We start from the raw sequence: 20,741 nt of genomic DNA, 5'->3' as shown, positions 1-20,741 counted from the left end.
TTTCGTTATCCGGCGAATAAGGGGCGCGCGAGGTGGCCGATCCAATGGCGGGGCGGTTCAACGCCGGAAAGCTGTCGGCGAGTGTCCGGCGGGCCGATTTCGGCCGTTCGGCCGCTGCACGCGCCCGTTGAGCGGCCGGCGCCACGCAGCGCGGGGGCGAGCGTAGCGCGAGACGGGCCGAACGTCCCGCTCTTGCCGCGGGGCGTGGCGTGCCCGATAGTCCGGCAAGAGCGGCTTCGAACCGCCGCTCGATCGGAAAGCGGGTACCCCTGTCATGCCGCCCTTTCGCCTGAGCGCCGGCATCCTGCTCTATCGCAGGCGGCGCGGAGCATTGCAGGTGTTCCTCGTCCATCCCGGCGGGCCGTTCTGGGCCGCGCGCGACCTTGGCGCGTGGCAGATCCCGAAAGGCGCGGTCGAACCGGGCGAGGACCCGCCCGAGGCGGCGCGGCGCGAATTCCGCGAGGAGCTGGGCAGCGACGCGACCGGGCTGCTCGAACCGCTCGGCCGGATCCGGCAATCGGGCGGCAAATGGGTCGAGGCCTATGCGTTGGCGGGCGATCTCGATCCGGCGGGCATCGTCAGCACCGAATGCGAGATGGAATGGCCACCGCGCAGCGGCCGGACGATCACCATCCCGGAGGTCGACCGGGCGGACTGGTTCACCATCGATCTGGCGCGATCCAAGATGCTGGCGAGCCAGCGCCCCCTGCTCGACCGGCTGGAGGAGCTGGCGGGGGCGTAAAAAAACCGTTCGTTTCGAGCCTGTCGAGAAACCGAGCCGGGCGCTCGATCACCGTTTCTCGACGTCGCTCGAAACGAACGGTGTGGGGTTATACCCCCGTTCTAGTCGACCAGGCCGCGGTGGCGGATCTCGCGCCACAGCAGATCGGCGTCAGCGCCGGTGCCGCCGGTGGCCTCATAGGCTTCGACCAGCGCCTCGTCCGTGACGGCGAAGGCGGCGCGTTCCAGGAATTCCTGCGCCTCGAGGATGCGCTGGCGCAGGTCGTTGCCGAAATCGCCGCTGGCGTCGCGGCCGAACAGCGACCCTTTCTTCGTCTTGACGATGAGATCGCCGCTGTCGATCATCCCGGCGATACCGAGATCGTCGCGCATCCGCTGACGGATTTGGGCCATAGAAAGAGCGAGCATGCGCAGCGCGTAAATATCGGACATCCGCTGGGCCTTAGACGTGTCGCGGCGGGTGGATCAAGGCGGATCGGCGCGCTGTCGGCACCATCCGGCCGCTGCCCCGTCGGGACGCGCCGCTCTTGCAGAACTCCTGTTCACAGGCTCGCTACCCTTGGCTGCACACGAGTTGAATCACTTCGCGCTTGCAATGTAGGAAATTTCCTATGAGAACATAATAGGAACAAACAGAGCGGAGCGAGTCGTGAACCAGCAGGATGCTTTGCGGGAATGCCCTGGCGTGGGCGCCGATGCGGTGGGCGGGCGCTGTGCGCCTTGCGGGATATCGGGGTGGCATCCGGAGGCGCGGAGCTGCCAGATGGCGGGGTGTCCGCTCGCGGCTTCGCCAGGCGCTCCCGCCCGTCCTGCCGCGCGGGACGATGACCGCGCATGATCGATTCCGCGATCCTGGAGGCGATGCTCGCGGCGGGCGCCTCGGCCGAGGTGATCGTCGCGGCGGTCAAGGCCGATGCCGCGCGCGAGGATGCGCGGCGCACGGCGCAGCGCGCCGGCAATGCGCGGCGGCAGCGGCGCTATCGCGAGCGGCTGTTCGGGGAGGAGACGGGGGATCTGTTCGAGGGGGTGGAGGCCGGCGGTGCGGCTTGCGAGGCTGACCGCCCTGGCGAGGAAAGCGAACCGGGGCCCAACTCTCTCCGTCATGCCGGACTTGTTCCGGCATCCATCGATCCGCAGGCGCCGCCGCCGTTGCGGTTGCGGAACGATGGACCCCGGAACGAGTCCGGGGTGACGGGGGGAGAGGGCGACGTCCTTGCAACGGTCTCGGGTCACCGCGCGACGGAAGGGGACGAAGATAACGCCGGTAACGCGTCACATGACGGCGCGCCGGCCGTGACCGGTGCCATCCCCCCTTCCCTTGATAAAAGCCCCCGGACCCCAAAAATTAATCCCATCCCCCATGCACCCGTGGGGGATTCCCCGCGCGAGGCCGCCCCGCGGCGCTTCCCCTGCCCCGCCGGCTGCGACCCGGCGGACTGGCGCGATCTGCTCGCCAACCGGCGGGCCAAACGGCTGGCGATGACCGAAGCGGCCTACCGCAAGCTGATCCGCGATCTCGCCGCCCAGGCCGATGCCGAATGGCCGCCGGGCAGGCTGCTCGCCCATGCCGCCGAGAAGGGCTGGGCGCAGATCTTCGATCCCCGCGACGACTCAGGAACCCGCCATGGCAACCACCGCTCACGATCCACAATTGCCGGTGCCGCCGGCGCGCCGCAAAACCCTCTCGTCCGCGCCGTGCTGCGATCCGAGGCTCGCGATGCTAGTGACGGAGGCGCCGGCTTTTAGCCATGTCTGCTCGCCCGCCGACCGCAGCGCGCTGGCCGCGCTGGCGACGGCGACCGAGGCGGCGCTGGCCCCGGCGAACCCTCGCGAGATCCGGCGGATGATCGGCAAGCTCGCGCTCGGCTTTCCCGCCGGCAAGGCGAGCGACCAGGAGGCCGAGGCGCGGCTCGCGCTCTATGCCGAGGGGCTGGGCGACATTCCCGCCGATATACTCGGCGCGGCCTGTGCGCGGGCGCTTAGGGAATGCCGCTTCTTCCCCTCGGTCGCCGAAATCCGCGAGCGCTGCACGGGCGTGGCGGTGCGGCGCTGGGAGCTGTCGCGCATCCGCACCCTGATCGCCACGCACGATCGCGACTGGCGACCGGAAGGGGAGCCTCCAGAAACCGAACGAATGACCGCGGCACAACGCGCGCGCCTGGCGCAGATCGCCGCGCCGCTTTCCGCCTGAAGGAGACCGAGATGAACGACATGTCCCTTTCGCCCTGGGAGCGCGAAGTGCTCGCCTGCGTGACCGAGGCGGCCGAGGCCGGGCGCGCCGCGCCGACCGGCGACGAGCTGCAGGAACGCTGCGGCTGCGATTCCATCAGCACCACCGTCCATCTGGTCCAGCGGCTCGAGCGCAAGGGGCTGATCCGGGTCGAGCGCTATCAGCGCACCCGGCGCATCACCGTGCTGGCGACGGGCAAGGCGACCGCGCCGGTGACCAACAAGACGCCGCACTGGCGCACGAAGAAGCGGCCCGGCCGCATGCCCTCCGCCTCGCTGCACATGGTGAAGGCGCGCGACCCCGACATGGCGATGAAGATCATCAAGGCTGCGCGCGGCGAGGGCATGACCCTCGACGATTTCATCGCCGAGCTGGTCTGGGCCGGCTGGCAATCGCGCGAGGAAGCCTTTGCCGCTCGGGTGGCGGCGCTGGGCTGAAGCGCGGCCGATCGATTCAACCTTGCCGGTTTCCGCGCCATGGCTGCGGCACCTTCAGGAGAGCCTCATGGTCGACAGCATCGATCCCTTCACCAGCCCGAACCCCACCAGCCCCGAGAGGATCGTGGCGCCGGACCCCGAACCGCCGGTCGTGGCCAATCCCAACCGCCCGCCCCAAGCTCGACCGGAGCCGGAGGACGAGACGAGCGAGCAATGGATGATGCGCCTGATCGAGGAGAACCAGCATCTGCTCCGCCCGCGCCCCCCACGGCCGCCGGCCCCGCCTCCTTCGCCCTGGGACGGGCCGATCTCGAGCTGGAAGGTGCCGGACCATCTGAGCCTACGGCACCGCAACGGCGGCTACATGGCGATGGCTCTGATGTCGCGCACGATGGACGACCTGGACGAAGTCACCGGCGGCACACGCGCCGCCTCCTATGAGGAAGTGGACAAATATTTCGGCCACGCGCTGATCGCCGAGGGGCTGGTGCCGTTCAGCTTCACGCCCGACGAGGCGACGCGGTGGTGGAAAGGGGGCGGGTATCGGGTGTTGGGCGGCGCTGCGCCCGAAGCAGCGCCAACCCCGTCACCGGTGGCCAGTGCGGCGAACGCCACGTATATGACCAACGACTCAGCGCCGGACGCGCAAGGCGACGCGTCGACCCGGCCGCCTGTCGATGTGAATTCCAACAATATGACCACTAATGGCGTGGCGATCGACAATGTTGTCGATCCGTCCCAAACCGGGACAGGCGCAAGCGTCCCGGCCGGGCAGCAGAGCCCGGCCGCCATACCGGCATCGCCGCCTGCAGCTCCCGCTACCACTGCACCGGCCGCACCTAGGACCACCGCACAGGCCGCGCCTAGCCCGGCCGGGAACCAGACCGCTGTACAACCGGCCAGCCCTGCAAAGGACGCGACCAAACCAACCGCGACTCCAATCTCTATGGGAAAGAGACATACCTTTAAGGACAATCAGGCAAATCGTATTACCGGGGCATATCTGCCGCAGAGCGACTTCATTGCTGCCCTGCAAAATGGACTATTGTCTTCAGTAGAACCCGATACCAGAAAAGGCAAAGGAGGGCTGAATAACGACCGCGACTATCAGAAGGCTGTAGACGCTGCGCCTGAAATCCCGGCAATTGCGAATATCGATATTTCGGCCGATCCCGAAGCAATCGCATTCGTAAAGGCGATTGCGCCAGTCTTAGCGAAATCTCGAGCGGGGGGAAAAAACCGGCAGGTCGAAAAATATCTGATGGTCGAATGGGACTCGAGCACAAGCAGATACGTAGTGACCGCAATAAAGATACTTCCGGCACTCGGAGGAAGCGTAATTGATCTTAAACCCAGATTCCCCGAAAATGTCGCGGTGTGGGGCAAATCCCGGCCACGCGCCTTTGTTATCCACACCCACACCGTTGGCGATGGCTTTAGTGAAGTTCCAGGTCCTCGCGATGCGAATGTGGTCAAAAGCTGGCTTGTCCCTAATTTTGTGGTGGAGGACAATGCGAAGTCTCCCATTATTCATCAGGTAACGATGATACGCGGGGAGACGAATCCTGAGACCGGACAATCGAAAGCCCCGGAAATCGGTGTCGGAAGAATGATGAGCAGCGGGGTTTTTAAGGCTATCCGATACGCCGGAATGCCCAAGTGAGTATCGGGCGCGCCTGCCATTTTATTCGGCGAGACCGACACCCGGTCACTTCGAGAGCCCAAACCATGATAACTCTTGACAGGCACGGAACAAAAAGGGATCAATGAAGCGGGAACAGCCTCCCTGGGTGCGGGCTGCGCGGAGATCGGAACTACCTCGCGCTTTCTTGTCAGCATAATGAGAGGCGGGACATTCCGATCTGAAGGATTTCCGTCACAGGATTATTGAGGTCTGGTTACTTGGATCATTGATGATTGCGAGGAAGCGTGGAATGAAGCTCATCCGCCTGTTCTTTGTATCGGTATTGGCAACCCTGCTATGTGGCGCAACGGAACCCAAGGCCAAAACATCCATCGTCCTCGCAAAGCCCATTAAAATCCTGAAATATTTGGGACCGGATCCTTATGAAGAAATACCGAATGATAGCGTCTATCTCGTAAAGATGAAAACAATATCATTAGTAAGCGGTGATTTTTCCGGTCGTACTTTTAATGTTAGGATGAATGCGCATATGCCACAATATATTTTTCTCAATGAAGAATATGCAGTGGTCTTTGATCTCGTAGATGGGGAATACCATGCCCTGGGAGCCATTGCGACAGAAAAATATTTCTGCCTATCTCAGGAAGATATTAAAAAAACTGATATTCCGCCCGAATCCTTGTATCGTATTATCGGCTCCGGAGAAGCCGATAGCGACATGAAATGCTACTATATACCTGAGCAATATCCAAAATCATCGACGAAATAATTTCGCTTATGCAGCGATAAACAAGAGAACTCCAAAGATTCACAAACAGAGATATGTTACAGAGGAGGTGGATGCACTTGCCGGGCTGCAATCCGTAACGGTGACACGTGCAATTACCCCTCTATTGTCACGCGCAGATACGCCCTCGCGCCCTCAAATGCGACTTAATACCAAAAGCCATAATGACGCAGAATTAAGTGGTTATTGCACGTGTCACCGTTATCCCAGAAAGTAATCCCACAGGCGTTCATATCGCCGTTGAGATGGCGCTCCTTCGGTCTGAAAGGTTTCTAGACGTTCGCATTCGAGAGATATCTCTTGACCAAATGAGAACAAACAGAGATCATAATTCTCATATTGTGCAGTTGGGTTGTTTGGTGACCGGAAGAGACAGGGCGGCCTCACGTTCGGCATATTCTGGATGAGCGAGACGATTTATGCGTTCCACGGCCCGGCCTGCAGTTTTTGTGGCTCTTTGCGCTGCGCTGTTGGTCGTCGCCTTGATATTCGTTCCGACGGAAAAAAACGATGCAGTGGCCTCGGGGATCGACAAACCCGCAACCATGCTGCGTGCGGCTTTGCACAGCATGGACCCGTGCTTCAACGGAACGAACCAGAGACCGGATTGCCTGATTTTCATGGTCGAGCCGGATGACTCCCCGTCGCCCATCGATCGATTGGAAATGAACCCCATCCTGTTCAACATCGCCGAGGATGGGGAGACGAGTATCAGGGCAGAGGTTCCTCCTGCCTTCTTTCAGGCCATGGACTATCTGTTCCCGCATTGGCCCCAGTCCCGCCAATGGCTGGCGCAGGCGCTGGAGAATACCCGTGTCAGCGGATGCCCCCGGATGGCGCACATCCGGGACGTGTGGGTCATCGTTCGCCCTGGCGTTACCACCCAGATGGATACCTATGCGGATGTGATGATCACGCGGAACGAGATGGAAGTGGAGGAATGGCGGAAGCTGGACGATCTCGCGTGCAACGACAGGCCGCCAGTCGTCGAGGAGATACAGTGATGATGAAGAGATAAGGTCATCCAGCCCGTGCCGCGCGAGTGGCGAGGCTGGTCTGAAGCCCTTCGATTCAACATTGTCGGTACGCGCGCCATGGCGGTGGGGACATTCAGGAGAGCCTCATGGCCGACAGCATCGATCCCCTCACGACCCCGAACGCCCGCAATCCCGAGACGATGGACGCGGTTGACCCGGGACCCGCCATCGCGCCGCAACCGGCCGATCCGAACCGCCAGCTCGACGCCCAGCCCGCGCCCGAAGAGGAGACCAACGAACAATGGATGCACCGCTTCATCGCGGAGAACGCCCACCTCGCCCGCCCGCGCCCCGAGCGCCCGCCCCCGCCGCCGCCATCGCCGTGGGACGGCCCGATCTTGAGCTGGAAGGTGCCGGATCATCTCAGCCTGCGGCACCGGAACGGGGGCTATATGGCGATGGCACTGTTCTCGCGGACGATGGACGACCTGGACGAGGTCACCAAAGGCGAGCGCGCCGCGACTTATGAGGAAGTAGACAAATATTTCGGCCATGCGCTGATCGCCGAAGGTCTGGTGCCCGTTACCTACACCGCCGACGAGGCGATCTGGTGGTGGAAGTCCGGTGGGTACAAAGTGTTGGGGGGTGCGCCCGACATTGTACCGGAGTCGCCTGCAAGCGGCCAGACAAGCGGTGACGCGATGTCCGAGCCACGAGACAACATGGCACAAAGATCACTTATCGATATGAACTTCAATGGCATGGGAGTCGACGACGGCGTCGATCCGCCTCAAGTCGCGAGCGATCCTGGCATCGATCCTTTCAGCGCAGACGTGCTTGGGCCGCGCAAATCCCCGGCGAACGATCAGGCCAATCTATCCGTATCACCCTCCAGTCCGGCGACCGGCCCTGCGCCCGCGCCCGCGCCCGGGCCCGCGCAAGGTGATGTTCCAGCCTCGAACGGAAGGGACGGGACTCCGAAATTGGCCGGTCCGCCGCCACCCATTGTTCCAATAGAAACCCATAAGGCCGGAGCGGATTGGGTTATCTCGGCCGATATCGACAAGGACGATATCGGCCGCCTGTCCGGACGGGATATCATCGTAACGCCGAAGATCCGACAAGCGGCGATAGATCACGTCACAATGTTGGCAGTCGCGGCGGGAGCGAAGGAAATACTCGCCTATGGGTACCTTATGCCGGACGGCACGATCGAAGTTCGTGTGGCGAGCGGCGAGGCCGGGGACTTATATCATAAAGGAACGCCCTCAGGTCCAGGAAAGGTGATCTTTGGAATACACGGCCATCCTGACGACGCGGTCGGAATGGTGGACAATCCGTCCGAAAATCGTGGCTTCGGCGACACGACCGTATTGAAGAAATACGGGATCCCTATGGCGACTGTCTATCATGGACAGATCGGATGGCATGAGATGGTGAAGGGTCAGCTGATCTTCACAGCCCCTTCACAAGCATTCAATGGCAACGAACGATACTCACTGAGAAGCAATCTGAACATGTCTCAGAAAAGATTCCTTGCTCCAAAAGAGAAGAAAAAGAAGGAAGCAAAAAAGCGATGACAACCCTGTAGTCATTTAAGCAAGCTTCTCCCTTAACCGAGCGTCACGAAACCTGCGACGGAGATCGAGAGGATGTCGGAAGGCTGCAGCCTCTCATCGTCACCGCGAGCGATGATCGTCAGCTCAGTCCCGGAGCGGAGGAAGTCAATCTTATAACAGATCACGCCCGTCCCGCCCGGGCACGAGGTGACGCCACCCATGTCAAACACGCTGCCAGCCTTGAGAATGGCCGCCTCGCAGCTTTGAACCTCCGACGAAACGACATGCTCGCAAGGCTGGGCCTTGAGCGTGCCAGCCTTGACCGCCGCAAGTGCCATGTCGAGCGCGAAGCCGGCCTGCACCGCATGGAACGCGTCGGGCGCCGGGAACCACACTGCCCGGTCCCATGCGTCGTCGGGATCCGCATCCTCGCGCTCACGCCACTTTTTATCGACATCGGAGCACGCCTGTTGCCAGATCAGCGTTGTGCTCCCGACTTTGGCGTCGCGCTCGATCTTTGGCAGGCGGACGATGTGGAAGGTCCGCCATGCCTCGATGGCATATGGCCGAAGCTGTGCTTTCTCATAGGGTTCGCCCTCCTTTTCGGGAGCATATTTCAGCCTGACCAGATCACGGCGACAGATGCCCTCGAATTCGGTGCCGACCGACCGGGTGGTCAGGTCGACATCGCGGATTTGTCGACGATTGATCGGGACGATCCTTTCAGCCGGCTCCAGAATGGACAGCATGTCCCGCCGCACCATCCGGTTTGCCTCCTGAAGCGTCATCGTCCTTAGCTGCTCGGTCGTCTGCCGCCGCTCCCGTGCCTGGGCGGGGTTTGTCGACACGAGCGCAAGGAGGCATGCAATCGCCATCCAATCCGTGGGACGCGCAAACCCGAACCACCTGGTTCCACGCCGATGCCTTTTATCCATTGCCGCCATCCTCGTGCGCTCAGGAGATCAGCGTACAACGTTCCCTCAATGTTCCGCAAGCCGGCGGTGACGGGTCACGGGCGATTTCCAGCCGCGATCACGATGGCCGCGGCGGTCGATGTCCCGGCCCGACTCACGGCACCAGCACCTCGATCACCCCCGCCGCGACCCGCGCGTTCACCGGTGTCCTGGCCAGCACTTCGCCATCGATCGAGATCGCCATGGGCGGCTCGGTCGCGATGCGGAGCTCGGTGCCGGAGAAATGCCGCACCGTCTCATGCCGGGCATCGAGCCGCAGGATGCTCGCCGCCCAGTTCTTGATCAGGCGGCGCTTGGCATGGCCGGTCACGGCCTGGACGACGATCTTGCCATTATCCACCTCGGCCTGTTCGTTCACCTCCGTGCCGCCATGATAGGGGCCGTTCGAGATGCGCACCTCGACCACCGCGAGCCGTTCCGCCGCTTCGCCTTCGCCGACGATCAGGGTGAAGGGGCGGAAGCGCAGGAATTCCCACGCGGCCCAGCCGAGATAGCCGGCGCGGCCGAGATATTTCTTCAGCGCATGCGGTACCGACTGAGCGATGCGCGGCGCGATGCCGATCGCGGCGCCATTGGCGAAATAATCGCTGTCGATCATGCCGAGATCGATCCGCCGCCGCTTCCCGCCCGCGATCACGTCGAGGGCCCCGTCCACATCCATCGGGATGCCGAGCGTGCGGGCGAAGCTGTTCGCGGTGCCGAGCGGCAGGACCGCGAGCACGATCTGCGTGCCGACGATATGATCGACCAGCCCGCTGATCGTGCCGTCGCCGCCGCCCAGGATCAGCAGGTCGGGCTTCTTCGCGAGCGCTCGCTCGATGACATGCTCGAGCGTCGACGGATCTTCCACGGCATGGGCGTCGACCGGAAAGGGAAGATCGTCGCAGCGCGCGCAGGCGCGGTCGAACAGCGCCTTGCCCTTTCGCGACCGGGCATTGACGATCATCGCGGCGCTGCGGATCGGGGGCGGGCTGGCTGGGGTCGGTCCGGTCATGTGAGGACTGAACGAGCGTCGACCGACTTCGGGGCCAGGCTTTCACGACCGGCATGCGGTTCGGGCGGGCAGTTCGTATCAGGTCTTTCGCCGCCCGATTGCGATCAGGGCAGCGGACGGGACCGGCAGGACGCCGCCGGCCTGCTCGACGCTGGTCCGGATCGAGGCCAGCACGGCCGCGCGCTGTGCCGCGTCCAGCAGCGGCCAGACCGGGCTGAACTGGAACAGCCGCGCCGGATCGTCGAGCGCGGCCGCGTCGACCGGATAGTCGCTGCTCGTCTCGACGATGCGCACCTCGGTGAAGCCGGCGGCGGACAGCGCCGCCTCGAAGCGGACCGGGTCGCGGAAATGGTTCATGCCCTCGACCGGCGCCGGCTGGGCGATGTCGGGGAAGAGCGAAGCGACGCGGTCCGCCAGCAACAGGTTCGACGCCGCGCCCGACCCGTGCTTCCAGCTCGCCACGCAGCCGAGCCCGCCGGGGCGCACCACCCGCGCCATTTCGGCCAGGCCCCGGCGCCAGTCGGGGAACAGCATGATGCCGAAGATCGAGAAGGCGGCGTCGAAGCACGCGTCCGGCAGGTCGAGCGCCTGGCCGTCCATCACCAGCGCGTCGACATCGGGCAGGCCGTGCGACAGGACGGCGGCGACCATGCCGGGCGAGAAATCGGTCGCCAGCACCTGCGCCCCGTCGCGCGCGGCGACCAGCGCCAGCGCGCCCGCGCCGCACGCGATGTCGAGCACCGTCGCGCCTTTGCGCAACGCCGCCGCCCGCCATGCCGCCTCGGCATAGGTCGAGGTGAAGGCGTGAGCCAGCTTCTGATAATCGGACAGCGCGTCCCAGAAACGCGCATCGTTCAGGTTCAGGCTCATCATGGCTCCGTTGTTGGCCGGACGACGCCGGCGATGAGACTCTATCTCATGTAACTTTTAATGTGTCGAGTCATGATCGCCTTGCCAGCGCGGCCGACAATCGCGACACAGGCGCCATGAGGACGGACAGCCGGCTTTCGCGCATGCTGCACGTGCTGCTCCACATGGCGCGGCACGATCGGCCCGCCACATCCGCGACGATCGCGCGGATGCTCGGCACCAATCCGGTGGTGGTGCGGCGGACGATGGCCGGCCTGCGCGAGGCGGGTTATGTCCGGTCGGAAAAGGGGCATGGCGGCGGCTGGTCGATCGCGTGCGACCTGGCCAAGGTGTCGCTGCTCGACATCCACCGCGCGGTGGGCGGCCCGACCCTGTTCGCGATCGGCAACGAGAGCGACAATCCCGACTGCGCGGTGGCGCAGGTGGTGAACGTCGCGATCGACGATGCGCTGCGCGAGGCGGAGGCGCTGCTGCTGGCGCGGCTGGGCGCGGTGAGCCTGGCCGAGCTGGCGGCAGCGTTCGATGCGCGATGCGGGGCGACTCCCGAGCCGGGCGGAATCCGGGATTGAATCAAGGCCGGGTCGACCGGTTGCGTTCCCATCCGGCCAGGGCCGGCGATCGGCCAGCGCCCGCTTTCGGTCGCCCGCAAATCCCTGCTAGGCTCCCGGCCGCCACCGCCGAAAGGGCCTGCATGCCGACCATCCCCGCCAATGGCGTCCAGATCCATTATGAGGAAAGGGGCGATCCGGCCGGCCCGCCGATCCTGCTGATCATGGGGCTGGGCACGCAGATGATCGCCTGGCCCGATCCTTTCGTCGCGGCGCTGACGGCGGCGGGGCATCGGGTGATCCTGTACGACAATCGCGATATCGGCCTGTCGACGCATCTGCACGACGCGCCCGTCACCAACCCCCTGCTCGCCTTTGCCGCGCGGCGGATCGGTCTGCCGTTCCGCCATGGCTATGCGTTGGCCGACATGGCGGCGGACGCGGTCGCCCTGCTCGACGCGCTGGAGATCCCGGCGGCGCATGTCGTCGGCGTGTCGATGGGCGGCATGATCGCGCAGATCCTGGCCGCTTCCCATCCGGCGCGCGTGCTCAGCCTGACCGCGATCATGTCATCGAGCGGCGCGCCCGGCCTGCCGGGGCCGACCCCTGCGCTGCGCCGCCGGATGATCGCCCGGCGCGACCCGAACCCGACGCGCGAGCAGGCGATCGCGATGGGCGCCAAAACCCTGGCGCTGATCTCCTTTCCTGATCCCGCGCGGGCGCCCGACGCGTTCAGCACCATGGCGGGCCGGGCGTTCGACCGCGCCTATCATCCGCGCGGCGGGCAGCGGCATCTGCTCGCGGTGATCGCCGATGGCAGCCGCGCGGCGCGCCTGTCCGCGATCAGCGCGCCCACCCTCGTCATTCACGGCGCGGCCGATCCGCTGGTGCCGCTCGCCAATGGCGAGGATATCGCGCGCCGCGTGCCGGGCGCCCGGCTGGAAGTGATCGAGGAGATGGCGCACGACCTGCCGCCCTCGCAGCTGGACCGCATCGCCGGGCTGATCCTGGAGCATGTGCGGGGTTAGGCTGCTACCCCGTCAGCAGCGGGGCGAGCGATCGGGCGGCGGCCCGCAAGGGCCGACGACGCTCTCAGCGGGATGACGCGGACCTACCCGCCGAAGCGGGCCTGGAAGCTCCGGTAGATGCGCATGTCGCACGCCTCCAGATCGACCTCGGGGTCTTCGGACTGGTTGGTACAGCCGTCCTTGTAATACCATGTCGCGGGCGAGCTGGTGTTCTCGTCCATGTAATAATTGACCCGGCCGTCGAACGCGCCCTTCTTCATGGTCAGTTCGAATTTCGGACAATGCATATAGGCGTTGCCCTCCTTGATGCACAGTTTCAGCACACCCGGCCCCTGCGCCAGCCCGTTGCGGCAACCGCCGCTCCAGCTTGCTTGCGACTGAAGGAAACGATCGACATTGTCGTCGTAGATCCGGGACACGATCATCTTGCATCCGCTGATCTCGAAGACAGCGACATATTCCTCCATGCCTTCGTCATATTCAGCGGCGAGAACCCCTGGATCTACCGGGAATTGCCGTGCCGGGGCAGCGGCGGGGGCCAGCAACAATGCAATGGCGCAGGTACGCAGCAAGGACCGCATCGTGATCTCCTTCTTTTTCGACAGAATTGGTGACCGTCTTCAGAGGGCTGGAATCGTCCAGCGGACGCTGCCAGCAATTCGCCCGTTCGTGGGGTTGCCCGCCTCGTCGGTCGCCGGGTGGAAGCGCGCGCGGCTTCGCACTGCCGCACAGGTCGCCGCCTCCAGATCCGGGCTTCCCGGCAGACCGCTCGCGCGGCAGTCGGCAACCAACCCGCCGGCATCGATCGTCAGATCGTAGCGCACCACACCCTGCCGCTGTTCTTCGATCGCGGCGGCGGGGAAATCGTCAATGCCGAACCACGGTTCGGACGCATCGATCTTGGTCGGTCCGGACGATCGATCGGCGACGGCGCGGGAAACGTCGGGCGTGTCGGCGGTGCCAACCTCCTCTGTCCCGAGGGCTGCCTCGATTTCGACCTTCCGCGCGATGTGCAGGCAGTTCTGCAGGATCGAATCCGCAGAAAACGCCGCCGGCGAGATCGCGAGCCCGTCGCCATCGGGGTCCGGGTCGCGGTCATAAGCGTCGCTTTCCGCCCATACCCGCCTCAAGCTCGCATCGAGCGCGTCCCGATCGTGGATCGCATTGACTGCGTCATAGTGCGACTGCACAATTTCGGCCCATGAGGACGTCAGCCCGTCCGGGATCGCCGCCGTCAGGTTGCGCACTTCGGCGCGGCAGCTTGCTCGATCCACTGCCCATGCGGGAGTGGCCGCGGTGGCCAACAGGGCGGCAAGAATCGCCACCACAGGCAGCGGCTCGATCCGCCGCGGTCGCTTATTCCCGATCATGTCCCGTCACCTTCGATGACCCGCGCTGTTCCGACAGGGGGATACGACGTCACTCGTCGCTGCACGGGCTGTCGCTCCGCGGAGTACCGGACGTGATTTGTAGGCAGTTCGCACGTGCCTGCCGCCATGCCGCATAGACGCGCGCGCGTTCCTGGGCGATGGCGCCCTGGTCAGTGCTGACGATATAGGGGGCACCGCACGGCTCGTCGATCATCGCGAGTGTTGCGCGGAGCACGGCGACGGTATGTTCGAGCGTCGCAAGCGCGCCCCCACTTGGCGCCGGGGAGCTGATCGTCGCCGACAACTGTTCGCACCGGGGCGTGCGTTCCGCCGCCACCGGCACCGCGGTCGCAAGGCCGATGAAGCCAGCGCAAAGGACAAAGAAACTCTTGCTCATGTATGTTCCCCCAACTTGTTCGATATCAGGTTGAATCGTAAGAAATAATCGCTCCGGTAGGACGGTTTCGGTCTCCGATCAGGACCGGAGGGAGGACAGCGACCGTAAAACGCCGTGCTCGTGGCGCCTTTCTAAGGCGCGTGACTGGTGTATGCTTCCCTTGTTTGGGGGAGGCGATCGACGGTGCCGATCAGAATCAGGCCGTGAGCTTGGGCGATGAAGACGTCGCCGATATCGTGCGCCGGTTCGCTGGAGCTGCACTCGACCCGGCGCGGTGGGATCCGGCGATGGTGGCGCTGCAAACCGGGGTGGGGGCGGCGTGTTGCGCGCTCGAACTCACCGACACCACCACGGGTGCCGTCGTCATCAAGAACACCTGCGGCCTCGATGACGCGATACGCCGCGAGTACGAGGACCGCATTTTCCACATCAACCCGCGTGTCGCGCGCGGCATGGCGATGGCGGTCGGCGAGGTCGCCGACGACAGCCGGCTGCTGTTCGAAGACGATCCGGACCGGGCTGAGTTTCTCGACTGGCTCGAACGGACGCCCTATTACCACCTCCTTGGCAGCAAGATTCTGGGCGACAACGGTCAGGTCGGTTTTCTGACCGTCAACCATGCCAAAGCGCACGGTCCTTCCACCGATGCGCATCGCAGGCTGTTCGCGCTGCTCACCCCGCACATGCTCAATATCGTCGCAATGGCCCGGCTCTTTTCGGCGAACCGGTTGAGCGGCGATCTGGTCACCTATGCCGCGCTCGAATCCGATCGGCCGTTCGCGCTGCTGGACCGCAACGGGCAAGTGATCGAATGTTCTGCCGGATTCGAGACGCTGTTACGCTCGGCGGGGGTGCTCGCTGTCCGTCGCGGTCGACTGGCCGCTGTTCAACCGCAGCACCGACATCTGGTCGAGCGGTTCGTCGCGGCAGCGTGCGGGGCCAGACGGTGCCTGGAACCGCCCAGGCCCGCGCGGCTCGCAGCCCCCCACACGCCACTTGGGCTGGTGCTGCGCGCGCTTCCGATCGCGCCTGGAGACGATCTATTCGATATCTTCCGCCCGGCGACGCTCGTCACGCTGACCGACCTCGACCGGCCGCGCCGTATCCGCCGGCAGGACCTGATCGAGCTGTTCGCGCTGACCGGACGCGAAGCGGACATCGCCTCGATGATCGGTGAAGGCTTGACGATCGAGCTGATCGCACATCATCTGGCGATCGGCGAACACACCGTCCGCCAGCATCTGAAAGCGGTCTTTGCCAAGGTCGGCGTTTCGCGGCAGGCCGAACTGGTCGCGACCCTCTCGCGCGTGTCCTAAACGGCAGGCGCGCCGCCGAGATCAAGGCGATGGCGGTACGCGAGTGGCACATCGCCGTCCGCGAGGCGTTTACAGCAGTCTCGATTGTCCGCTATCCCGCCTCCGCCAGCAGCCAGTCGCGGAAGGCGAGCATCGCCGGGCTGGGCGCGCGCGACTTGAGCCAGGTGAGCCAGTAGCGGCCGGTCGTCACCTCCTGCGGAAAAGGGCGGACCAACATGCCCTGTTCGATCTGGCGGGCGAGCATCGCGGGCGGGGCGAGCGCGACGCCGGCGCCCTGCATCGCTGCCTCCGCCATCGTCACCGAGCTGTCGAAGACCGGCCCGTGCAGCGGCGGCGCGGCGACGCCGGCGGCGGCGAACCAGCGCGGCCATTCGTCGGGGCGATAGGAGCGCAACAGGGTGGCGGCGAGCAGGTCGCGCGGTGCCGACAGCGTGCGGGCGATGGCGGGCGCGCAGAGCGGCGTCAGCGGCGTTTCCAACAGCGCCAGGCTCTCCGTGCCGTGCCAGGCGCCGTCACCGAAGCGGATCGCGACATCCAGCCCCTCGCCGGCGATATCGACACGGTTGTTGTTGGTGAACAGGCGCAGATCGATGCGCGGATGGGCGGCGCGAAAACCGGGCAGGCGCGGCAGCAGCCAGCCGGTCGCAAAGGTGCCGACCGCGGCGACCGACAGCACCTGCACCGTCATGCCGCCGCCAATGCCCTCGACCAGTTCGGCGATGCGATCGAAGCTGTCGGCGAGCGCGGGGAGCAGCGCCAGCCCCTCGTCGGTGAGCGCGAGGCCGCGCGGCAAGCGGCGGAAAAGCTGCACCCCGAGCCGGCCCTCGAGCCCCTTTACCTGGTGGCTGACCGCGGCCTGGGTCACGCAAAGCTCTATCGCGGCGCGGGTGAAGGACAGGTGCCGCGCGGCGGCCTCGAACGCGCGCAGGGCATTGAGCGGCAGATGCGGGCGGACCATGGCCGCGCCATAAGATAATCTAGGGGCTCCCGCCAGCTTTGATCCTTTGCGCGCGCACCGGACCTCGCCCTAGCCTGCGCTGCATCAGCTTGAGGAGCGTGCGACCATGACGATCGACCGGCGGACCTTCACCACCCATCTTCTCCTCGGGACAGGCGCCGCCATCGCCGGATTGCCGAAGGCGGCGGAGGCGATCATCGCCCGGCCGCCGCGCGCGACATTGCTGCTCGATCAGGCGACGGGCCGCGTCCTGCACCGTTCCGGCCAGTGCGCCGCGCGCTTCTCGCCCTGCTCGACCTTCAAGATTCCCTTGGCCTTGATGGGCTATGACGCGGGCATCCTGAAGGACGCGCATGCCCCCGCCTGGGATTACGACCCGCGCATCCATGAGGCTGTGCGCGACATCGACAAGGCGCGCACCGACCCGACGCGCTGGGAGAAGGACTCCGTCATCTGGTATTCGCGCGAGATCACGCAGCGGCTCGGCGCGGCGCGGTTCAAATCCTATGTCGACCGGCTGAACTATGGCAATCGCGACGTGAGCGGCGATCCCGGCAAGGCGAACGGGCTGACCCATGCCTGGCTCGGCTCCTCGCTGACGATCTCGCCCGACGAGCAGGTCGCGTTCCTGCGGCGGATGCTGGCGGGGACAGTGCTGTCGCCGCGGGCCTGCGCGCTGACCGGGGCGATCCTGCCGGTGTTCGACGGCAGCGGTGGCTGGCGGGTACATGGCAAGACCGGCAGCGGCCGCTTCAGGGATGCCGCCGGACGGGAGGACCGGACGCGCCAGCTCGGCTGGTTCGTCGGCTGGGCCGACAAGGGCGGACCGGGCGGCAAGCGGCGCGTGACCTTCGCCCAGTTCCTGGCCACGGCCCAGCCCGACCAGCCCGGCGGCTTCACCGCGCGCACCGAGCTGCTCGCGACGATCGGGCAGCTGGCGGGATAGGCGGATCGATTCAAAAGAGGCCGCGATGGTGCGCAGATGCGCCCTCTTTCGAGGAGGCGCCCATGATCCCGACCGACCCCCAGGACGATATTCCCGCCAGCATGCCCGAACCCGTCGGCGCGCCGGACAACGGGGCCGCAACCATCCCGCCCGAGGCGCCGCCCGCGCCCGAGGAGGAAACGAACGAGCAATGGATGCACCGCTTCATCGCGGAGAATGCGCACCTCGCCCGCCCGCGCCCGGAACGACCGCCCCCGCCGCCGCACTCGCCGTGGGACGGCCCGATCTCGAGCTGGAAGGTGCCGGATCATCTCAGCCTGCGGCATCGGAACGGTGGCTATATGGCGATGGCGCTGTTCTCGCGGACGATGGACGACCTGGACGAGGTCACCGGCGGCACGCGCGCCGCTACCTATGAGGAAGTGGACAAATATTTCGGCCATGCGCTGATCGCCGAGGGCCTGGTGCCGTTCACCTACACCGCCGACGAGGCGATCCGGTGGTGGAAGGAAGGCGGGTACAAGGTGCTGGGTGCGACGCCCGAAGTGGCGTCCTCATCGGAAACGGTATCTGCGATGCGTTATGACGCAGCTGCGGAGAATCCTGCCAACGCCAGGGCTTCCAGCTTATCGCGCCAGAATGCAACGGCGCAGGCGGTATCGGAGCTGACCGACGAGGCCGGACCAGACATCGTCGTCGCAGCCGATCCACAGCGCATTGCTGAGATCGGGTCGCTTACTGACGCCCAATTTGCACGCTATGCCGAGATGGAACAATGGTTGGAAACACTACCGACCCGCAACGCCCCAGTGCGATCCAGGGCCAATCGCAAATCCGCGAGAAAAGCCCGCCGATTCCAACAGCGGCGGGTGTCGCTTGTCGGCTCCCGACACGGGGAGTTGAAAGGGACGGATCTCGACCGGAGTCTCGAAGCATTCACCAAGGACCAAGCTGCCATCGACCGAGCCGCCCGCCAGCGGGCAACGCCCATTACGCGAAAGGATATCCTTCTTGGCGGCGGCAGAACAGGTCGCATCACGATTGCCGACAACCCCAAAGCCTCCGCACGCGCACCAATCGGTGAGATTCCGGAATTTTCGGAAGTGGACCGGAACGAAAAATATATCGTCGAGATGTCGAGGAAATATTCAGTCGATGCCGATTTGATCCGTGCCATCGTCTATATGGAAACGACGCATGGCTGGTATGATGCCCCATTGGACATGATTCATGCCAACAAGAGCATCCGGCCAATGAACGTCAATACCGCATACTGGGGAAGCGCCTGGGGCTCGAATGTCAGCCTTCGGGATGCCCGGTCAAACATCGAAGGCGGCACGCAATTGCTCAAAGCAATTCTGAATGCGATGCCCGGCGCAGACATCGCGAAAATCGCCACGATTTATAACAACACCGATGCTAAAAAGATATCGGACTATGGTGCGAGGGTGAAAGCCATATACAAGAAAAAATCATGGATCAGACGGACAACTCTGCCATCAACAGGAACGATCCGGATTCCGTAGTTTCTTAAGAAGGCGAGATACAGGAGTGGAGCATGCTTAAAATAATGTCGCGATCAGCACTCTACTCCCTCCCTTTATCATTGGCACTTTCTTGCCTGGCAACCTTTCTATTGTTTCAAGACAACAATAATAACGAAATTTATATTACTGATACTAACATCATCGACTACAATTATCTCATTTTAGAATTCTCATCGATGTTCATTTTATCGTACGCATGTCAGTTTGTAAAATTCGTCGCACTCGGTATGCTATTGAGTAAATTTCCTGATCGTTGATTTTATATACTACCACACGAGTGGCGTGACTCCTCTATTGATGTAACGCGCTATATGTACGACCGTGGCAAGGTGAGCGTCCCCGCCACAAGATCATTGCTTGCGAGATAGCCGATATGTCGCTCGACCGGAGAATGAAGTTCAGACCCATGGCGCTGATCATGGCAGCCTTGCTGGCGACATCAGCCGCGATCGAGGCGAAACCCTCTCCCGCGGCGAAGCCGGCGATCGCCAAAACCCCGAGCACCCGGCAGGCCGCGCGCGCGATCCGTAGAATCGATGCGCGCAATCTCGCCTGCCGGCACCGGGAGCCTTTCATGGGGCCGGCCGAGGTCCAGCAATGCGATTCCGAGGCTATCGACGCGTATCACAAACTGGTGTCCCGTTCCCGAGCGAACGCCCTGTTCAAGACGTTCCACCCCGACATGTTCGGCGTCTTCATGTACCGGCTGACGCCCAGCGAGCTGGACTTTGGCCATGACGCCTTGTCGAAACGCGTGTTGGTGATGTGGGAATATACCAGGCTGGCACGGCAGCGTGCCGAGATCCTGACGGGCGTGGCACGCCCCACCGCGGGGCGACCCTTGGGCAGATCCATATCCGGGATGTTCGACTGGATCGACCGGACGCCGGGCATGGCCGATTGGGTAGATGACAAGACTCTGACCAGCAGGGGCGTGACCCGTCGCTGGACGGCGATCCGCAATGCCGATTGCGCCGCCTATCCAGTGCCGCGTTGCAGGGAGCGCCTGGACGAGGCGATGCGCCGGATGGTGACGACGCTTAAACCGTCATGGCGTGAGCGGCAGCCGTTGTAAGGTTCGGTTGGGGTAGGCTGGAGGTTACCACAGCCGCACGACGAATAACGGAATAACGGTGACAGGAATAACGGTGACAGTGCACTAATTGGGTGGAGTGCACCCCTAGATTGAGACAGTAAAATTAGGGACAGCCCTTTTGGAGGAGGGTTTGATGTCCAAGATTGTTCGACGAAGATTTGGCCGAGCGTTCAAGCTGGAGGTGGTCGCTCGCATGGCGGCGGGCGAGAGCGGGACGGCGCTATCGCGCGAGTTGGGGATCAAGCGGACGATCCTGTACCGTTGGCGTGATGCGGTTCGCGATGGTGGCGAAGAAGCGCTACGCGATGGCCCCGGCCGCCC

General features: G+C 64.1%; 23 protein-coding genes. 15 read left to right on the top strand and 8 right to left on the bottom strand.

All coding sequences use genetic code 11. From position 1 onward, the window contains the following. The first annotated feature begins 274 nt into the window (after nucleotides 1-274). Entirely contained in the window at nucleotides 275-742 is a 468-nt protein-coding gene (locus AC1DX5_RS20820; protein WP_465170502.1) for an NUDIX hydrolase, read from the top strand. A 101-nt stretch (nucleotides 743-843) separates the two neighbouring features. On the opposite strand, the gene AC1DX5_RS20815 is transcribed toward AC1DX5_RS20820, so the two are convergent. Then, nucleotides 844-1,173, bottom strand: coding sequence for a hypothetical protein (locus AC1DX5_RS20815; protein WP_465170503.1), 330 nt, complete (start codon nucleotides 1,171-1,173; stop codon nucleotides 844-846). Nucleotides 1,174-1,575: 402 nt separating this feature from the next. On the opposite strand from AC1DX5_RS20815, the gene AC1DX5_RS20810 reads away from it, so the two are divergent. The 7 genes from AC1DX5_RS20810 to AC1DX5_RS20780 all read left to right on the top strand — a co-directional run bounded on the left by AC1DX5_RS20810 (nucleotide 1,576) and on the right by AC1DX5_RS20780 (nucleotide 8,397). After that, nucleotides 1,576-2,487: a hypothetical protein gene (locus AC1DX5_RS20810; RefSeq protein WP_478017214.1), complete on the top strand. Its 912-nt coding sequence runs from the start codon at nucleotides 1,576-1,578 to the stop codon at nucleotides 2,485-2,487. Beyond that, a complete protein-coding gene (locus AC1DX5_RS20805) occupies nucleotides 2,459-2,932 on the top strand; it encodes a hypothetical protein (RefSeq protein WP_478017213.1) in 474 nt (157 codons plus the stop codon). The genes AC1DX5_RS20810 and AC1DX5_RS20805 overlap by 29 nt, the downstream gene beginning before the upstream one ends. 11 nt (nucleotides 2,933-2,943) lie before the next feature. Then, on the top strand, nucleotides 2,944-3,408 hold the full coding sequence (locus tag AC1DX5_RS20800; protein ID WP_465170506.1) for a LexA family transcriptional regulator: 465 nt from the start codon (nucleotides 2,944-2,946) through the stop codon (nucleotides 3,406-3,408). Nucleotides 3,409-3,475: 67 nt separating this feature from the next. Next, complete coding sequence (locus tag AC1DX5_RS20795) at nucleotides 3,476-5,071, top strand: hypothetical protein (RefSeq protein ID WP_465174718.1); 1,596 nt, start codon at nucleotides 3,476-3,478, stop codon at nucleotides 5,069-5,071. Nucleotides 5,072-5,342: 271 nt separating this feature from the next. Further along, nucleotides 5,343-5,822: a hypothetical protein gene (locus AC1DX5_RS20790; RefSeq protein ID WP_465170508.1), complete on the top strand. Its 480-nt coding sequence runs from the start codon at nucleotides 5,343-5,345 to the stop codon at nucleotides 5,820-5,822. A gap of 437 nt (nucleotides 5,823-6,259) precedes the next feature. Continuing rightward, entirely contained in the window at nucleotides 6,260-6,844 is a 585-nt protein-coding gene (locus AC1DX5_RS20785; protein ID WP_478017212.1) for a hypothetical protein, read from the top strand. A gap of 119 nt (nucleotides 6,845-6,963) precedes the next feature. Beyond that, the gene (locus AC1DX5_RS20780) at nucleotides 6,964-8,397 is read left to right on the top strand and encodes a hypothetical protein (protein ID WP_465174721.1); all 1,434 of its coding nucleotides are present in this window, start codon (nucleotides 6,964-6,966) and stop codon (nucleotides 8,395-8,397) included. A gap of 32 nt (nucleotides 8,398-8,429) precedes the next feature. Here AC1DX5_RS20780 and AC1DX5_RS20775 read toward each other — a convergent pair whose 3' ends face one another. The 3 genes from AC1DX5_RS20775 to AC1DX5_RS20765 all read right to left on the bottom strand — a co-directional run bounded on the left by AC1DX5_RS20775 (nucleotide 8,430) and on the right by AC1DX5_RS20765 (nucleotide 11,217). Further along, complete coding sequence (locus AC1DX5_RS20775; RefSeq protein ID WP_478017211.1) at nucleotides 8,430-9,251, bottom strand: hypothetical protein; 822 nt, start codon at nucleotides 9,249-9,251, stop codon at nucleotides 8,430-8,432. A gap of 193 nt (nucleotides 9,252-9,444) precedes the next feature. After that, a complete protein-coding gene (locus AC1DX5_RS20770) occupies nucleotides 9,445-10,344 on the bottom strand; it encodes a diacylglycerol/lipid kinase family protein (RefSeq protein WP_465174723.1) in 900 nt (299 codons plus the stop codon). A 78-nt stretch (nucleotides 10,345-10,422) separates the two neighbouring features. Beyond that, on the bottom strand, nucleotides 10,423-11,217 hold the full coding sequence (locus AC1DX5_RS20765; RefSeq protein WP_478017210.1) for a class I SAM-dependent methyltransferase: 795 nt from the start codon (nucleotides 11,215-11,217) through the stop codon (nucleotides 10,423-10,425). A gap of 113 nt (nucleotides 11,218-11,330) precedes the next feature. Here AC1DX5_RS20765 and AC1DX5_RS20760 point away from each other — a divergent pair, with 113 nt between their 5' ends. Next, entirely contained in the window at nucleotides 11,331-11,783 is a 453-nt protein-coding gene (locus tag AC1DX5_RS20760) for an Rrf2 family transcriptional regulator (protein ID WP_478017209.1), read from the top strand. 122 nt (nucleotides 11,784-11,905) lie between these two features. Continuing rightward, on the top strand, nucleotides 11,906-12,790 hold the full coding sequence (locus AC1DX5_RS20755) for an alpha/beta fold hydrolase (protein WP_478017208.1): 885 nt from the start codon (nucleotides 11,906-11,908) through the stop codon (nucleotides 12,788-12,790). An 83-nt stretch (nucleotides 12,791-12,873) separates the two neighbouring features. Here the strand turns inward: AC1DX5_RS20755 and AC1DX5_RS20750 are convergent, their stop codons facing one another. From AC1DX5_RS20750 to AC1DX5_RS20740, 3 genes are read right to left on the bottom strand one after another with little or no spacing between them, the layout of a single operon-like run. Further along, complete coding sequence (locus AC1DX5_RS20750; protein ID WP_478017207.1) at nucleotides 12,874-13,371, bottom strand: hypothetical protein; 498 nt, start codon at nucleotides 13,369-13,371, stop codon at nucleotides 12,874-12,876. Nucleotides 13,372-13,410: 39 nt separating this feature from the next. After that, nucleotides 13,411-14,160, bottom strand: a complete 750-nt coding sequence (locus AC1DX5_RS20745) for an energy transducer TonB (protein ID WP_478017206.1) — start codon at nucleotides 14,158-14,160, stop codon at nucleotides 13,411-13,413. A 49-nt stretch (nucleotides 14,161-14,209) separates the two neighbouring features. After that, complete coding sequence (locus tag AC1DX5_RS20740; RefSeq protein WP_465170518.1) at nucleotides 14,210-14,557, bottom strand: hypothetical protein; 348 nt, start codon at nucleotides 14,555-14,557, stop codon at nucleotides 14,210-14,212. Between the two features lie 209 nt (nucleotides 14,558-14,766). Here AC1DX5_RS20740 and AC1DX5_RS20735 point away from each other — a divergent pair, with 209 nt between their 5' ends. Then, nucleotides 14,767-15,873, top strand: coding sequence for a helix-turn-helix transcriptional regulator (locus AC1DX5_RS20735; protein WP_478017205.1), 1,107 nt, complete (start codon nucleotides 14,767-14,769; stop codon nucleotides 15,871-15,873). 91 nt (nucleotides 15,874-15,964) lie between these two features. On the opposite strand, the gene AC1DX5_RS20730 is transcribed toward AC1DX5_RS20735, so the two are convergent. Beyond that, on the bottom strand, nucleotides 15,965-16,831 hold the full coding sequence (locus tag AC1DX5_RS20730; RefSeq protein ID WP_478017204.1) for a LysR substrate-binding domain-containing protein: 867 nt from the start codon (nucleotides 16,829-16,831) through the stop codon (nucleotides 15,965-15,967). Nucleotides 16,832-16,937: 106 nt separating this feature from the next. Here AC1DX5_RS20730 and blaOXA point away from each other — a divergent pair, with 106 nt between their 5' ends. The 4 genes from blaOXA to AC1DX5_RS20710 form a co-directional block, all read left to right on the top strand. Further along, the gene (blaOXA, locus tag AC1DX5_RS20725) at nucleotides 16,938-17,777 is read left to right on the top strand and encodes a class D beta-lactamase (RefSeq protein WP_478017203.1); all 840 of its coding nucleotides are present in this window, start codon (nucleotides 16,938-16,940) and stop codon (nucleotides 17,775-17,777) included. 62 nt (nucleotides 17,778-17,839) lie between these two features. Then, nucleotides 17,840-19,303 carry a hypothetical protein gene (locus tag AC1DX5_RS20720; protein ID WP_478017202.1) on the top strand — a complete coding sequence of 488 codons (1,464 nt, stop codon included), beginning with the start codon at nucleotides 17,840-17,842 and terminating at the stop codon, nucleotides 19,301-19,303. A 427-nt stretch (nucleotides 19,304-19,730) separates the two neighbouring features. Further along, nucleotides 19,731-20,399, top strand: coding sequence for a hypothetical protein (locus AC1DX5_RS20715; RefSeq protein WP_478017201.1), 669 nt, complete (start codon nucleotides 19,731-19,733; stop codon nucleotides 20,397-20,399). A gap of 154 nt (nucleotides 20,400-20,553) precedes the next feature. Then, the coding region (locus tag AC1DX5_RS20710; RefSeq protein WP_478017200.1) for a helix-turn-helix domain-containing protein at nucleotides 20,554-20,741 on the top strand (188 nt) is incomplete at its 3' end.

The organism is Sphingomonas sp. P2_B6, assembly GCF_056404755.1.
The sequence above is the reverse complement of the archived record's forward strand: the minus strand, read 5'-3'. Positions and strand labels throughout refer to the sequence as shown.